Annotated in this window: 16 protein-coding genes and 1 tRNA gene; 11 read left to right on the top strand and 6 right to left on the bottom strand. The window is 62.8% G+C overall.

Annotated features, from left to right (window positions below):
• Window positions 1-103: 103 nt before the first annotated feature.
• From cmk to aroA, 3 genes are read right to left on the bottom strand one after another with little or no spacing between them, the layout of a single operon-like run.
• A complete protein-coding gene (cmk, locus tag ACQKI2_RS11685) occupies window positions 104-742 on the bottom strand; it encodes a (d)CMP kinase (protein ID WP_427379844.1) in 639 nt (212 codons plus the stop codon).
• Between the two features lie 45 nt (window positions 743-787).
• The gene (locus ACQKI2_RS11680) at window positions 788-1,879 is read right to left on the bottom strand and encodes an NADH:flavin oxidoreductase (RefSeq protein WP_427379843.1); all 1,092 of its coding nucleotides are present in this window, start codon (window positions 1,877-1,879) and stop codon (window positions 788-790) included.
• 54 nt (window positions 1,880-1,933) lie between these two features.
• Window positions 1,934-3,253: a 3-phosphoshikimate 1-carboxyvinyltransferase gene (gene aroA / locus ACQKI2_RS11675; RefSeq protein WP_427379842.1), complete on the bottom strand. Its 1,320-nt coding sequence runs from the start codon at window positions 3,251-3,253 to the stop codon at window positions 1,934-1,936.
• A 129-nt stretch (window positions 3,254-3,382) separates the two neighbouring features.
• Between aroA and ACQKI2_RS11670 the strand changes: the two genes are divergently transcribed.
• The 11 genes from ACQKI2_RS11670 to rpoN all read left to right on the top strand — a co-directional run bounded on the left by ACQKI2_RS11670 (window position 3,383) and on the right by rpoN (window position 11,776).
• Complete coding sequence (locus ACQKI2_RS11670; RefSeq protein WP_427379841.1) at window positions 3,383-3,901, top strand: TIGR02300 family protein; 519 nt, start codon at window positions 3,383-3,385, stop codon at window positions 3,899-3,901.
• A 54-nt stretch (window positions 3,902-3,955) separates the two neighbouring features.
• Window positions 3,956-4,031, top strand: a tRNA-Ala gene (locus ACQKI2_RS11665).
• A 325-nt stretch (window positions 4,032-4,356) separates the two neighbouring features.
• Complete coding sequence (locus ACQKI2_RS11660; RefSeq protein ID WP_427379840.1) at window positions 4,357-4,599, top strand: DUF1150 family protein; 243 nt, start codon at window positions 4,357-4,359, stop codon at window positions 4,597-4,599.
• Between the two features lie 117 nt (window positions 4,600-4,716).
• Window positions 4,717-5,964 (top strand): parallel beta-helix domain-containing protein, encoded by a 1,248-nt coding sequence (locus ACQKI2_RS11655; protein ID WP_427379839.1) that lies wholly within the window; start codon window positions 4,717-4,719, stop codon window positions 5,962-5,964.
• A 13-nt stretch (window positions 5,965-5,977) separates the two neighbouring features.
• Window positions 5,978-7,012, top strand: coding sequence for an SO2930 family diheme c-type cytochrome (locus ACQKI2_RS11650; protein ID WP_427379838.1), 1,035 nt, complete (start codon window positions 5,978-5,980; stop codon window positions 7,010-7,012).
• Window positions 7,009-7,473 carry a YaiI/YqxD family protein gene (locus ACQKI2_RS11645; protein WP_427379837.1) on the top strand — a complete coding sequence of 155 codons (465 nt, stop codon included), beginning with the start codon at window positions 7,009-7,011 and terminating at the stop codon, window positions 7,471-7,473. The genes ACQKI2_RS11650 and ACQKI2_RS11645 overlap by 4 nt, the downstream gene beginning before the upstream one ends.
• Window positions 7,474-7,522: 49 nt before the next feature.
• The gene (locus ACQKI2_RS11640) at window positions 7,523-8,137 is read left to right on the top strand and encodes a ribonuclease D (protein ID WP_427379836.1); all 615 of its coding nucleotides are present in this window, start codon (window positions 7,523-7,525) and stop codon (window positions 8,135-8,137) included.
• Between the two features lie 101 nt (window positions 8,138-8,238).
• On the top strand, window positions 8,239-8,901 hold the full coding sequence (gene lptC, locus ACQKI2_RS11635) for an LPS export ABC transporter periplasmic protein LptC (protein ID WP_427379835.1): 663 nt from the start codon (window positions 8,239-8,241) through the stop codon (window positions 8,899-8,901).
• Between the two features lies 1 nt (window position 8,902).
• Window positions 8,903-9,433, top strand: coding sequence for an LptA/OstA family protein (locus ACQKI2_RS11630; RefSeq protein ID WP_427379834.1), 531 nt, complete (start codon window positions 8,903-8,905; stop codon window positions 9,431-9,433).
• A 93-nt stretch (window positions 9,434-9,526) separates the two neighbouring features.
• On the top strand, window positions 9,527-10,261 hold the full coding sequence (lptB, locus tag ACQKI2_RS11625; RefSeq protein WP_051612506.1) for an LPS export ABC transporter ATP-binding protein: 735 nt from the start codon (window positions 9,527-9,529) through the stop codon (window positions 10,259-10,261).
• 18 nt (window positions 10,262-10,279) lie between these two features.
• Entirely contained in the window at window positions 10,280-11,776 is a 1,497-nt protein-coding gene (gene rpoN, locus ACQKI2_RS11620) for an RNA polymerase factor sigma-54 (protein ID WP_427379833.1), read from the top strand.
• Between the two features lie 136 nt (window positions 11,777-11,912).
• Here rpoN and ACQKI2_RS11615 read toward each other — a convergent pair whose 3' ends face one another.
• From ACQKI2_RS11615 to ACQKI2_RS11605, 3 genes are read right to left on the bottom strand one after another with little or no spacing between them, the layout of a single operon-like run.
• Window positions 11,913-12,794 (bottom strand): SDR family oxidoreductase, encoded by an 882-nt coding sequence (locus tag ACQKI2_RS11615; protein ID WP_427379832.1) that lies wholly within the window; start codon window positions 12,792-12,794, stop codon window positions 11,913-11,915.
• 26 nt (window positions 12,795-12,820) lie between these two features.
• Window positions 12,821-13,318, bottom strand: coding sequence for a hypothetical protein (locus ACQKI2_RS11610; RefSeq protein WP_427379831.1), 498 nt, complete (start codon window positions 13,316-13,318; stop codon window positions 12,821-12,823).
• Window positions 13,319-13,367: 49 nt separating this feature from the next.
• Window positions 13,368-13,631 (bottom strand): DUF2312 domain-containing protein, encoded by a 264-nt coding sequence (locus ACQKI2_RS11605; RefSeq protein ID WP_199285915.1) that lies wholly within the window; start codon window positions 13,629-13,631, stop codon window positions 13,368-13,370.
• Window positions 13,632-13,689 lie beyond the last annotated feature (58 nt).

Here is a 13,689-nt window from a genome sequence, read left to right as displayed (position 1 = left end):
CGGCACCATTGCCGCCTGCGCACATCCGACCCGTCGCGTGGTCTTTCAGTATCTGAAGCGGGCACCGCCTGTTTGGATTGAAGCGTCCCTTTGCAGGCGCCCCTCAGGCAGTCTTTCCCTTGGCGAGAGCAGCCTCAACGGCAGCCATCGCCCTTTCCACAGCCGCGTCTATAGTGAGATCAGTCGTATCGATCAAGATGGCATCGGCGGCCATCGCGGCGGGGGCGTCGGTCCGCCCCTGATCGCGGGCATCGCGGATCTTGAGCTGTTCGATGACTTGATCCAGCGTCACGTCCTCGCCATTGCCGACAAGTTCCTTCCAGCGCCGCTCCCCCCGTTGGCCCACATCGGCGTCCACCCAAAGCTTCACATCCGCGTCCGGCGCGATCACCGTGCCGATGTCACGTCCATCCAGCAGGGCCCCGCCCTCGCGGGTCGCAAAGGCCCGCTGCAGTTCGAACAGAGCCTGACGCACGGAAGGGATCGCGGCCACAACGCTGGCGGCCTTGCCAGCTTCGGCGGAGCGCAACTCGTGCTCCACGAAGTCGGTCAGGTCCAGCATCCGGGCAAGGTCGGCGAGAGGGCCGGCGGCGTCCAGGGGGACGCCCTGCTTGAGGGCGGCCACAGCCACAGCGCGATAAAGCCGGCCTGTATCCATGTGCGGCAGCCCGTAATGGGCGGCGAGGCGCCGCGCGATGGTGCCCTTGCCGGAAGCTGTCGTGCCGTCGATTGCGATGATCATAAGGCCGGGGAGTGATGCACGCCCGGCGTCAAGTCAAGCTATGGCTCAGGCAGTGGCCGCTTCGGCCACAAAGCCCTTCCAGGTCTTCATGTAATTCACAAAGACCGGGCCTAAGCCCTCTGCCACCAGATGCGCTTCGGGAACCGGCAGGGCGATCGGCTGGAAGTTTGCGTCTGCCGCCACCTTCTTCGGGAAGTCATGGTGCAGGATCGCGCCGCGCCCGATCACGACATAGTCGAGCCCGGCCTCCATCGCGCGCCGGCAGCTTTCGCCGGTCGTGAGTTTCCCGGCAGCGCCCAGGCGGCAGTTGCCACGGGGCAGGCCGGTGAACCATTCCACCAGCGGGCGGCCCTTGAAGCTTGGGTCTTCAGGTTCCTTGAATGTGTCCCACAGCGACATGTCGAGATAATCGATGTCACCGCTGGTCATCAGTTCGCTGGCAAGGCGGCGGATCTCGCCAATATCCATGCCGAACCGTTCCGGCGAGAGGCGCACGCCAAGGGAAAAGTGCGGCCCACATCCTGCCCGGACGCCCGCAATAATTTCCCGGAGCAGCCGGGTGCGGTTCTCGAAGGAGCCGCCATATTCATCCTCGCGCTTGTTGATGTCGGCGCTGATGAACTGGCAGAGCAGGTAGCCATGCGCGCCGTGCAGCTCCACGCCGTGGAAGCCGGCCTGTTCGCAGCGCTTTGCGGCTGCGATGAAATCGGCGGCCACCTGTTGCACCTCGTCCAGCGTCAGCGCGCGAGCGCCGGTTTCGGTGTCGCCCGAAGGGCAGAGCGGCGCGCGCCCGCCAATCAATTCGCGCGGGGTGCGCATTCCGGCATGGTGCAGCTGCACCACCGAATGGGTGCCCTGATCATTCAGCGCTTTGGCAAGGCGGATGAGGCCCGGCAGGTGTTTGTCATCGAATGCGCCGAGCTGGCCGGGAAAGCCCTGGCCGTCGGCCTGGACATGCGCCGCGCAGGTCATCGTCAGGCCAAAACCGCCTTCGGCGCGTTTCACCAGCCAGTGAAACTCGTCATCGCTGAGCGTGCCATCGGCATGGCTCTGCATGTTGGTGAGCGGGGCGAGCATGAAGCGGTTCTTCATGGCTGGGCCGCGGGTGAAGGTCAGGGGATCAAACAGCGTTGTCATCGGCTGATTTTGGCGCGGGAATCCGATCCGTCAATTTTGCCCTCGCGGCAGGGGTCAGCCCCGAATGTCCGCCCCCAGCGCCTTCATATGGCCCATGAACTCCGGATAGCTCGTGTCGATCATCGAAATATCGTCGATGCTGACGGGGTTCTGCGCCGCTGTGCCCATCACCAGCGCGCTCATGGCGATGCGGTGGTCATGGCGGGTTTCGACGAGGCCGCCGCCGGGGGGCGGGCCGCCGCAGCCTTCAACGATGAAGCCGTCTTCGGTCTCTTCCACTTCAACGCCATTGACGCGCAGCATGGCGACAACCGCGCCGATCCGGTCGCTTTCCTTGACGCGCAGTTCTTCGGCGCCGGTGACGCGGGTTTCGCCGGTGGCAAAGGCGGCCAGCACGGCGAGAATGGGGAATTCGTCGATCATGGACGCAACGAGGCGCTCGGGCACGGCGATGCCCTTCAGGCCAGCATAGCCTGCATGCAGGTCGATCAGGCGCTCGCCGGCGGCTTCCCCGCGTTCCTCGGCGCCGAGGCCGGCGCCCATCAGGTCCACCGCGTCATAGAAGCCGGACCGGGTGGGGTTCGACATTACATTCTCAACGGTCACATCGCCCTGAGGCGAGAGGAGGCCCGCCACGATCAGGAAGGCGGCCGAAGAGGGGTCGCCCGGAATGGCGGCGTCGAGCCCATGAAGGCGCTGGCCACCCTTGAGACCGATCTCATGTGCCCCGCCCGGTTCCATGGTGAAGGAGAGCGTGGCGCCAAAGCCCTGCAGCATCCGTTCGGTATGGTCGCGCGTCGCTTTGGCTTCCACCACGACGGTTTCTCCCTCAGCATTGAGACCGGCCAGCAGCACGGCAGATTTCACCTGCGCGCTCGCCTGGGGCGGGGCATAGCGGATGGCTTTCAGGGATTTCGACCCCGTCAGCGTGAAGGGCAGTTTACCATCCGGCCCGGCAGTATCTTTCAGGCCCATCTGGCGCAACGGATTGAGCACCCGGTTCATTGGGCGCGAGCAGAGTGAGGCATCGCCCGTCAGCGAGGCGGTCAGGTCATAGCCCGCCATCACCCCCATCAGCAGGCGAGAGCCGGTGCCCGAGTTTCCAAAGTCCAGAACACCTTTGGGGGAGGAGAGGCCCTTTGCGCCCACGCCTGTCACTTCCCAGGCACCTGGGCCGGTCCGTGTCACGGTGGCGCCCATCGCCTGCATGGCATGGCCGGTGCGCAGCACGTCATCGCCTTCCAGCAGCCCGGTGAAGCGGCTTTCACCCTCGGCAAGGCCGCCAAAGATCAGCGCGCGATGGCTGCAGGATTTGTCTCCGGGCGCGCGAATGGCGCCGGCGAGGCGTTTGACCGGGTGGCTGGTCCATACCATTGGGGAAAGGTCTCGTCAGAAAGGCGGGTTGCAGATGTAAATTGGGGCTTTGACAGCGCGGGGCGTTCATGGCAAGCGCGCCGCCAACTTCCAATTGGCTTTTTGCCCCAAGAGGAGCGCGCAAGCCCCATGTCCAAGGACAAACTCGGAACCAAGCAGGTCTGCCCGTCCTGCGAGTCTCGTTTCTATGATCTGAACAAACGCCCGGCCGTCTGCCCCAAATGCGGCAACGAGTTCGACCCTGAAGACGAAGTGATCCGCACGACCATCACCAAGGTGAAGGCGAAAGCGGCCCGCGCTGCTGTGAAAGCGGCAGACGAGGATGAAGAAGACCTCGAGGAAGAGGAAGACGCCGTCATCCGGGATGACGACGAGGACGACGCTGTCGAAGCAGACGAGGAGGTCGAGGACGACGAGGAAGATGCCAAGGAACTTGGCGCTGAAGACGACGACATCGTTCTGGAAGGCGCTGAAGATGAAGACGAAGAAGGCAAAGTGCCTTCCGGCTTCTCCGAGGACGGCGTCGATGAGGATGAAGACGACGATATCATCATCGCAGACGATGATGAGGAAGACTTCGAAATCGATGATGACGAGGACGGTGATGACGACCTCGAAATCGCAGATGATGAAGACGACGATCGGTGAAAAAGGGGCTTGAAAGCGGATCAGCGCTCGTCTAGTGCATCCGCTTCCCGGTCCGGGGCCATAGCTCAGTTGGGAGAGCGCTTGCATGGCATGCAAGAGGTCAGGGGTTCGACTCCCCTTGGCTCCACCAGGACCCCTCTTTTCCACCACACGGAAAAGTGAACGCAAAGGCCGCCCCGCAAGGGCGGCCTTTTGTTTTTCGCCATACCCGACTCCAGGCCCGGACATTCTCGGACAAATCCGGACAGTTCCGGAAAATTCTGACCGTTTGGCGGGCAAGCTGGGCACATTTCGGGCAATGGCGCGGCCGGTAACGGTCCTTAAGGGGTTGCCGCTATGATGCCGCATCAAGGTGCTTGAACCGGCCACAATGCAGGCCCACCTTTCCAGCATGGCAAGGTGGCCAGTGAGCCCTCTGCCAGCGACCCCGCCGGGGCGCGGAAAGGAGTGGACTGATGACGACAGACTTCAACAAGACGAACCCGTTCGAGACCGAATCCTTCGTCTATATCCGCCAGATGGATGTGGGTGAGGTAAGCGGCCTTCTGCCGCCTGACGCGCTCGCGGACATTGATGACCCGCAGGACCTGTTCATCGTGTCCTCCGCCGATGGCCAGCGCCTCGCCATTGTGGAAGGGCGTGATGCTGCCTTTGCCGCCTGCCACGCCAATGACCTCCACCCGCTCAGCGTTCACTGAGTAGGGAACAGGCGGGCGCGAAGTTTTGCTTTGCGCCCACCTTTGCTATTCGCTGGCCTTGCTTTTCCCCGGATTGAAGATGACACTTGCGTCATAACAATTCCTGGGAGGGAACACATGTCCATTCGCTTGGGCGCACTGAGCGCTGCTGCCATTCTGCTGGCGCTGGCCGCCTGCACACCGGCCACAAACGACAAGGCGGGCGCTATCAATGATGTCCCCGCGCCCCTGTCTGCCGAAGGCGACTTCGGCGCAACGCTGCAGGCGGCGCTGATCGCGGCCAAACCCGGCGAGACAATCCTGCTGCCGGAAGGCACCTTCCAACTCGTCGATGGCCTGTCACTGGATGTGGACGGCGTTACCCTCCGCGGGGCTGGTCAGGAGAAGACCATCCTCGATTTCACTGGCCAGGAGGGTGCGGGCGAGGGCCTGCTGGTTACCTCTGATGATGTGACGCTGATGGATTTCGGCGTGCGCAACACCAAGGGCGACGGCATCAAGTCCAAGGGCGCCGATCAGATCATCTACCGCTATCTGACCGTGGAATGGACCGGCGGGCCGGACGAGAATAACGGCGCTTATGGTGTCTATCCGGTCGAGTCTAAGAATGTGCTGGTTGAAAATGTCACCGTGCGGGCCGCTTCCGACGCCGGCATCTATGTCGGCCAGTCGGATAATATCATCGTTCGCAACTCCGTGGTCGAATACAATGTTGCCGGCATCGAGATCGAAAATTCGATGAACGCCGATGTCTATGGCAACATTGCCCGCAACAATACCGGCGGCATTCTGGTATTCGACCTGCCCGACCTTCCGGTAACCGGCGGCAACTCCACCCGCATCTTTGACAATGAGATCAGCAGCAACAACACGCGCAACTTCGCGCCCGCTGGCAATATCGTGGCAAGCGTGCCTTCGGGCACCGGTGTCATCGTGATGGCCAACCAGAATGTGCATGTGTTCGACAACAAGTTTGACGACAACCGCTCAGCCCATGTGCTGATCATGTCCTATTCGCTGCCGTTCACGGATGAGCGGTATAATCCGCTGCCGCGCGATCTGGTGCTGCGCGACAATTTCTATGGCGCCGGCGGCAATGATCCGCAGGGAGACCTTGCGCCGCTGGCTGCCGCACTGGGCGGCACGCTGCCGGCAGTCGTCTGGGATGGGGTGGACCGGTGGGGCGAGGGCGCGGCGCAGGCCGTGAACCTTTCCGTGCTGGAGGGCCCGGAGGTGGGTTTCATCAGCTTCGGTCTTGGCAGGTATCCGATTGACCCGGCCGCCATGGCGCCCTCCCCGGAGCGCCCGGTTGCCAGCCCGGCAGCCGAGCCTGCCGCCATCGTTCTGCCGCACGCGGATCGCTGAGGCGCGTGCATTCATGAGATGGCTGGTCCTGCTTACCCCGCTTTTCCTGCTGGCGGCTTGCTCGCCGGCAGGGAAGGGGGCGCCGGGGCCTGATCTTGGTGTGATCCTGGCGGAAGATCCCGCCCGCAGCCTTTCCGATTACGGACTGTTTGCCGATATGGCGTCGGCCGCGCCTGCGCAAGGTGTCCTGCCGTACGATCTGATCAATCCGCTGTTTACAGATCACGCCGCCAAGCACCGCTTCGTGTTCGTGCCCGGAGGCGCGCGCGCGGCCTATAAGGAAAGCGATGTCTTCGACTTTCCGGTTGGTTCCGTACTGGTGAAGACCTTTGCCTTCGCCCCGGACATGCGCGCGCCGGAGGAGGGCCAGTGGCGGGTTGAGACGCGGCTGCTCATTCACAAGGCGGGCGGCTGGGTGGCCTATCCCTATATCTGGAACGAAGCGCAGACCGAGGCAGTCTATAGCCCCGCCGGGAAGCGGATCGGCATCGAGATCATCAGCCCGGATGGGGCGCCGCTTGAGCTTCGCTATGCCGTGCCCAATCAGAACCAGTGCAAGACCTGCCATCAGGCAGGCAAGGACATCGCCCCTATCGGGCCAAAGGCGCGCCACCTTGCCTATGAGGACCAGCTTGCGCGCTGGGCGGCGGCAGGCATCCTTTCCGGATTGCCGGAGGAGGTGACAGGAGAGCCCTCCGCCTTTGATCCGTCTGCGCCGCTGGACCTCCGGGCGCGGGCGTGGCTGGACGTGAACTGTGCTCATTGTCACAAGGCGGACGGATCGGCGTCCAATTCCGGACTCTGGCTTTCGTCCACAGAGACCGGGCCGGCCCGGATCGGTATCCTGAAACATCCCGTGGCCGCCGGGCGCGGCTCGGGCGGTTTGAAACAGGTGATCGTGCCAGGAGACCCTGATGCCTCGATCCTGCTTTACCGGATGGCCTCTACCGAGCCGGGCGTGGCCATGCCAGAGCTTGGCCGCAGCGTCACCGATCCTCACAGCCTCGCCTTGATCCGGGAGTGGATTGCGGCGATGGAGACCGAATGACCGTTCGTATCCTTGTCGATGCCGATGCCTGCCCTGTGAAGGACGAGATCTACACCGTGGCCCTGCGCCATCAGGTGGCTGTGACCGTCGTGGCCAATTCCTATCTGCGTATTCCCGAACACAAGCTGATCTCCCGCAAGATTGTCAGTGACGGGTTTGACGCGGCCGATGACTGGATCGCCGAGGCGGCCGGACCGGACGCGATTGTCGTGACGGCGGACATTCCCCTCGCCGATCGCAGCCTGAAGGCCGGGGCGCGTGTCATCAGCCCCTCAGGCAAGCCGTTTACGGACGACTCCATCGGCACCGCCATGGCCACAAGGTCGATCATGGCAGACCGGCGGGTGGGCGTTGCCGGGATCGGGGCAGGCGGGCCGCCCCCCTTCAGCAAGGCAGACCGTTCCCGCTTCCTTTCGGCGCTGGATGCAGCCATTGTGGCGGCGAAGCGCGCGCAGGGGTAAGCGTCGCCTTTGACTTGCGCTTAACGCGCGCCGTGATAAGGGCCGCTATATGAATCAGATCACCCTCCATAAGGGCGACCTTCCCGAAGGTCTCGACCTTGGCCCCGTGATCGCCGTCGATACCGAGGCGATGGGCCTGAACCCCCTGCGGGATAATCTCACCCTCGTGCAGATTTCGGCCGGCGACGGCAAGGCGCACATCGTGCAGCTGAGCCGCGATTATGATTGCCCGAACCTCAAGGCGCTGCTGACCGATCCCAAGGTGCTGAAGATCTTCCACTTCGCCCGCTTTGATGTGGTTATGATGAAGCGCTGGATGGGCATCACCTGCGCGCCGATCTGGTGTACCAAGATCGCCTCGCGCCTGGCGCGGACCTATACCGACAAGCATGGCCTGAAGGATGTGGCCCGCGAAGTGGCGGGCGTGGACATGTCCAAGGCCCAGCAGAGCTCCGATTGGGGCCAGGACAAGCTGACCGACGCCCAGATCCAGTATGCTGCCAGCGATGTGCTGTATCTGCACCAGATCAAGGCGGGTCTTGAGGCCATGCTGGAGCGCGAGGGCCGCAAGGAACTCGCCGAGGCCTGCTTTGCCTTCCTGCCGGTGCGGGCCGAGCTCGACCTGGCAGGATGGCCGGACGAGGATATTTTTGCTCACAGCTGAGCAAAGTCCCGCCAATACCTGCCTTCTCGTGCTTTCACAGCGCGGACATCACGGGTAAGACTCCCGGTTGACTGCAGTTTAGCCGGATTTTGCCCGCCTCCATGGACGCAACCCGCCACAATGATCCGATCTCGCTCTGGGCGCCCAGGCGGCAGCTGACGCTGGCGCAGGCGCGGCGCCGGTCTTCGCGGGTGAAGTATCTGCGTTATGTGCTGGTGGCGGCTGCCGCCATCTCCATTGGCCTGTTCCTCGGCTATATCGTGCGCAGCGCCATCAATCAGGAAAGCCGCCCCCCGCCGGTAGACGACACCCAGGCCGTGACCATGATCAATCCTCGCTTTACCGGGCGCGATGCGGCTGGCGAGATCTTCACGATCACGGCTGAAGCCGCCAAGCGCCGCCGCTCCCGCGAGGGGGCCGTTGACCTGATCGGCCCGGTGCTGCGCGATTCGAAGGGCTCTGAAGTTCAGGCCCCGTCAGGCTTTTATGACCGCGATACCGGCATTCTGGAGCTGTATGAAGATGTGCGGATCTCGGATGCAGCCGGTTACATTTTCAATTCGCAGGGCGCCCGGCTGCACGTCGCCGAAGACCGTGTGGAAGGCCTTTCGCCCTTGCAGGGCAGGGGCCCTCTTGGAGATATCCGGGCAGACTCGTATGAAATCCTTGATGGCGGTGACCGCATCGTCTTCATGGGCAATGTCCAGACAGTGATTTATCCCAGCAAGTCCGAACCATCGGCAGGAACGCATGAAGGTGAATAAGATGGCACTCCTTAAGGCAGCCGGTATCGGCCTTGTGCTTGGCCTTTTGATGGGCGTGCCAGCCCATGCGCAGATCTCTTCGGAGGGGGGGCCGATCTATATCAATTCCGAGCGGACCGAGAGCCTCGAGCGGGAGCGCAAGGTGCTGCTGGTGGGCAATGTCGATATCCGCCAGGGCACAGCGCGCCTGCGGGCCGATACCGTCACCATCCTCTTCACCGGCCAGCCGGCCCCCGGCGCCAGCGCCCAGGGCGTGGCGGCCGGTTTTGGCGAGGTCCAGTCGATCGTGGCCGAGGGGAACGTCTATTACGTCACCCCCGAGCTGAAGGCGAAGGGTGACCGCGGGGTTTATGAGCTGGCCACCGATACCATCACCATGACCGGCAATGTGGCCCTGATGCGCGACCGGGACGTGGCCGAGGGCCAGCGTCTGAAGATGGAGATCGGCAATCGCCGCACTACGCTGGAAGGCGGCGGCGGGCGCACCCGCATGGTGATCGATCCGGAGACCCAATCACAGGCGAACCGGTGAATTTTGACGGAATCCTGAAGCCGATCTTAAGCATGACGGTCTAGGGTAGCAGAGGGCGGCGATACCGCTCCACGTAAAGGGAATGACCAGATCATGAGCGAACCGGCCGAAGGCCTTGTCGTCAGCAACCTCGCCAAGGCCTTTGGCAAGCGTCAGGTTGTGCGCGATGTTTCGCTCTCCCTTGCGCGGGGAGAAGTCGTCGGCCTGCTTGGACCCAACGGGGCCGGCAAGACCACCTGCTTCTACATGATCATGGGGCTGATCGGAGCCGATTCCGGTTCCATTTCCATCGATGGCGAGGATGTGACCCGCCTTCCGATGTATCAGCGCGCCCGTCTGGGCGTGGGGTATCTTCCGCAGGAAGCGTCAATCTTCCGGGGGATGACTGTAGAGGAGAATGTGCTCGCCGTGGCGGAACTGGTCGAGAAAGACCGGGCGGCGCGGATGGCACAGGTCGATGGCCTGCTCAGCGAGTTGCATGTCGAACATCTGCGCAACCAGCCAGCCACCTCCCTGTCGGGCGGTGAACGGCGGCGCGTGGAGATCGCCCGCGCGCTCGCGTCTCGTCCAAGCTTCATGCTACTGGACGAACCGTTCACCGGCATCGACCCGCTCGCCATTTCCGACATTTCCGAACTAGTCCGCTATCTGAAGCAACGCGGCCTGGGTGTTCTGATCACGGATCACCAGGTGCGTGAAACGCTCCAGATCGTCGATCGGGCTTATGTCATGTATGATGGTGAAGTTCTGTTCACCGGCACGCCAGAGGATGTGCTGAAGAATGAGGATGTGCGCAGGGTCTATCTGGGTGAGCAGTTCGCCGCTTGATCTCAGGGGGCGCGGCCTATGGCCATGAAACAGTCACTCGACATGCGCCAGGGCCAGTCCCTGGTAATGACGCCGCAGCTTCAGCAGGCGATCAAACTTCTTCAGCTGTCGAACCAGGAACTTTCCGAATTCATCGAGGCCGAACTGGAGCGCAATCCGCTGCTCGTGAAGATCGAGGATGAAGGCGGCCCTGCCACCACCGAAGTGAGCGATCCCAAGAGCCGCGAGCAGCTGACGCTGGACGAACGCTCTGGCCTCGGAGAAGCGCGGGACCAGCTGGACGCGCCGGGCGAAGATGTGTTCGAGCCGGGCACCGGCTCTGATGCCGGCCTGGCCGCCGATGCGCGCGGGCCTTCTGCCACCACCGACTGGTCAGGCGCTTCCAATGGTCCGGCCTCTGAAGAATTCGACTATGCGGCCAATGTTTCCGGTGATGTGACGCTGCACGAGCATCTCCATTCCCAGCTCAGCTTTGCGGGCCTTTCGGCAGCTGACCGGCTGATTGCCGCGCGCCTGATCGATGAGATGGACGAGACGGGCTATCTGCGCGCGCCGCTGGAGGATGTTGCCAAGGCGCTGGGCGCTGACATTGCCAATGTCGAGGCGGTGCTGACCGTTTGCCAGGGCTTTGACCCGACCGGCGTGATGGCCCGCTCCGTGCCTGAATGCCTGGCCCTGCAGCTGAAGGATCGCGGGCGGCTCGACCCGGCGATGCAGGCGATGCTGGATAACCTCCACTTCGTTGCCAAGCATGACATGAAAGCGCTGATGGACGTCTGCGGGGTCGACAAGGCCGACATCCAGGACATGCTTCTGGAACTGCGCCAGCTGTCGCCCAAACCGGGCGCGGGTTTTTCCAGCGACACAACCGTTGCCGTGGCGCCGGATGTGTATGTCCGTGAACTGCCCAATGGCATGTTTGCCGTCGAACTCAATTCCGACAATCTGCCCCGCGTGCTGATGGACAAGGCCTATTATGCTGAGGTGACGGCCTTGCCGATGCGCGAGAAGGAGAAGGAATTCATCTCCGAATGTGCCGCTTCGGCCAGCTGGCTGGTAAAGTCTCTCGACCAGCGTGCCCGCACGATCCTGAAGGTGGCCAGCGAGATTGTCCGCCAGCAGGACGGGTTCTTCGCCCATGGCGTGGCGCATCTGCGGCCTCTCAATCTCAAACAGGTGGCCGATGCCATCGAGATGCACGAATCCACTGTCAGCCGGGTAACCACGAACAAATACATGGCCACCCCGCGGGGCCTTTTCGAATTCAAATACTTCTTCTCTGCCTCCATCCCTGCGACCGGCGGCGGGGAGGCCCATTCGGCCGAAGCTGTCCGCCACCGGATCAAGCAACTGATCGATGAAGAAGCGCCCGAAGATGTGCTCTCGGACGACCAGATCGTGGAAATCCTCACCGGATTCGGGATCGAAATTGCCCGCCGCACGGTGGCGAAATATCGCGAAAGCCTCAACATTCCCTCCAGCGTCCAACGCCGCCGCATCGGCAGGGCAGGCTAATTTCGGAAATTGCCCGGCGGGTCGCTGAGCCCTTCGGGCGCCGCCCCTCTGTGTCTTTGTTTTGCTCCGGGGGCGTGCGTTTTTTGAGCGCCGGATTTACCGCTCCCCCGCTCTCACGAAGTGGAAAAGAGGAGCGTTATTTCTTCTTCAGCCCAAAGCGCTTGATGAAAATTGCATCAAGCCAGCGTTTGGGCAGGCGGCTTGCGATGGTGAAGTTGGTCAGCTTGTCTGGGACCGGGGCGTAGCGGGCCTTGGGCCTGGGATTGCTGAGCGCGTCTTCAACGACTTTGGCGATCTTCTGAGGCGGCAAGCCCGTCTTGCCGCCTTTCAGCATGGTCTCTTCGAAAATTTCCAAAGGCTTTTCCCAATCGCTTCCGGAATAGAGGCCGCCTTCATTGTCCTTTTCGGCCTTGTCCCAGATAGGCGTGCGCACCGAGCCGGGGCCGACGGCGATGGCATCGATGCCATAGATCGCCAGTTCGCGGCGCAGCGTGTCGGTCATCGCCTCATTTGCATGTTTGGTGGCGGTGTAAGCGCCGAGAAAAGGCGCGGCGATCCTGCCGCCGACAGATGTGATCGTCACGATCCGGCCGGGCGGGCCTTCGCGCGCCGGATCGCTGCCAAGAAGCGGCACGAAGGCCTGCGTCACGCGCAGCAGGCCGAACACATTGACGTTGAAATGCGCCTCGAAATCCTCCAGCGGCTGGATCGCCAGCGGCCCCATCTTGGCAATGCCGGCATTGTTGACGAGGCCGGAGAGGCGCCGATTACCAAGGGCGGCGCTGATTTTGCCGGCCGCCGCGTCGACCTGTTCAGGCCGGGTAACATCCAGAATGACCGGGCGCAGATCGCCGGCAGCGCCTTGTTTCAAGGCGTCCGCGTCTTTCTGGCTGCGCACCCCGGCAAACACGGTCCAGCCTCTAGCGGCCATGTGGCGGGCGCAGGCCTCTCCGATACCGGTAGAGGCGCCGGTGACGAGCAGGCTGTGGGGGAGGGCGGGTGCGGTCAGATCGGTCATACCTGACTATACGTCTGAAACGCTGGTCAGTTTTCAGTTTTTTTTGCGCCGCCCTCGATCACCGTCAGGCGGGGCTTTGTCTGGCGCAGCCGGGTGATCTTGCCGGGCTCTGGCGGGGACAGGCTGGAGGCGGGCACGAGGGTGGGTTTCGGCTTGGCGGGCGGCTCGGGCGCCGTTTCAGGCACTTCGGCTTCAGCTTCAGGGTCGCGTGCGCGCGGGAAAGGCTTGCGCTTCATGCCCATCGGTTTGCGCGTCTGCAGGCCGCGGCTGGGCTTGCCACGGGCTTTCTTGTCAATCTCGCGCAGTTTTGCCTGCTGCAGGCTGGAGAGGGCCTCGCCTTCGGCGCCCTTCATGGGATCGGCAAAGGCGGAGCCGAATTTCTCGATCCGGCCTTCGACCTCCTCGAGAAATTCGCGTTCCCAGTCCGACAAGGGCGGCCCGAGGCCCTTTTCGGCCAGCATCGCGGCTTTTCGCAGCTTTCTCAGGGCCGCGCGCTTCTTGCGCTCATCGACTTCTCTGGCCATGCGATCACATCAGACGAATTTGCCCGTTGCCGCAATTGTCCCTCTGGTCTCAGGCCTCGCCAAGGGCAATGAGATAGGTTTCCAGGATCATTTCCTGTTCCTCGCGCTCGGCACGCTCGATCTTCCGGAGGCGGATCACCTGGCGCAGGGCCTTGGTGTCAAAGCCAATCGCCTTGGCCTCGGCATAGACTTCCTTGATCTGCTCGGCGACCTCCTTTTTCTCCTCTTCCAGCCGCTCGATCTTGGCGACGGTCTGGCGGAGCTTTTCCCGGGTGGTTTCGTCGATTTTGGTCAGCTCAAAGCTGTCGTCCATGGGGTGTCCTTTCCGGGCTGAGGCGAAAGGAAGGCTATTAGCGGGTCTGGCGGCTAAA

Origin of the sequence: Hyphomonas sp. NPDC076881, assembly GCF_050269995.1 — a bacterium.
In the GTDB taxonomy this organism is placed as follows: Bacteria; Pseudomonadota; Alphaproteobacteria; order Caulobacterales; family Hyphomonadaceae; genus Hyphomonas.
This window is presented reverse-complemented; position numbering and strand designations above follow the sequence as displayed.

Bases quoted from the DNA above. Each gene is read 5' to 3' on its own strand.
- cmk (WP_427379844.1), bottom strand. From the start codon at position 742: ATGATCATCGCAATCGACGGCACGACAGCTTCCGGCAAGGGCACCATC.
- ACQKI2_RS11680 (WP_427379843.1), bottom strand. From the start codon at position 1,879: ATGACAACGCTGTTTGATCCCCTGACCTTCACCCGCGGCCCAGCCATG.
- aroA (WP_427379842.1), bottom strand. From the start codon at position 3,253: ATGGTATGGACCAGCCACCCGGTCAAACGCCTCGCCGGCGCCATTCGC.
- ACQKI2_RS11670 (WP_427379841.1), top strand. From the start codon at position 3,383: ATGTCCAAGGACAAACTCGGAACCAAGCAGGTCTGCCCGTCCTGCGAG.
- ACQKI2_RS11660 (WP_427379840.1), top strand. From the start codon at position 4,357: ATGACGACAGACTTCAACAAGACGAACCCGTTCGAGACCGAATCCTTC.
- ACQKI2_RS11655 (WP_427379839.1), top strand. From the start codon at position 4,717: ATGTCCATTCGCTTGGGCGCACTGAGCGCTGCTGCCATTCTGCTGGCG.
- ACQKI2_RS11650 (WP_427379838.1), top strand. From the start codon at position 5,978: ATGAGATGGCTGGTCCTGCTTACCCCGCTTTTCCTGCTGGCGGCTTGC.
- ACQKI2_RS11645 (WP_427379837.1), top strand. From the start codon at position 7,009: ATGACCGTTCGTATCCTTGTCGATGCCGATGCCTGCCCTGTGAAGGAC.
- ACQKI2_RS11640 (WP_427379836.1), top strand. From the start codon at position 7,523: ATGAATCAGATCACCCTCCATAAGGGCGACCTTCCCGAAGGTCTCGAC.
- lptC (WP_427379835.1), top strand. From the start codon at position 8,239: ATGGACGCAACCCGCCACAATGATCCGATCTCGCTCTGGGCGCCCAGG.
- ACQKI2_RS11630 (WP_427379834.1), top strand. From the start codon at position 8,903: ATGGCACTCCTTAAGGCAGCCGGTATCGGCCTTGTGCTTGGCCTTTTG.
- lptB (WP_051612506.1), top strand. From the start codon at position 9,527: ATGAGCGAACCGGCCGAAGGCCTTGTCGTCAGCAACCTCGCCAAGGCC.
- rpoN (WP_427379833.1), top strand. From the start codon at position 10,280: ATGGCCATGAAACAGTCACTCGACATGCGCCAGGGCCAGTCCCTGGTA.
- ACQKI2_RS11615 (WP_427379832.1), bottom strand. From the start codon at position 12,794: ATGACCGATCTGACCGCACCCGCCCTCCCCCACAGCCTGCTCGTCACC.
- ACQKI2_RS11610 (WP_427379831.1), bottom strand. From the start codon at position 13,318: ATGGCCAGAGAAGTCGATGAGCGCAAGAAGCGCGCGGCCCTGAGAAAG.
- ACQKI2_RS11605 (WP_199285915.1), bottom strand. From the start codon at position 13,631: ATGGACGACAGCTTTGAGCTGACCAAAATCGACGAAACCACCCGGGAA.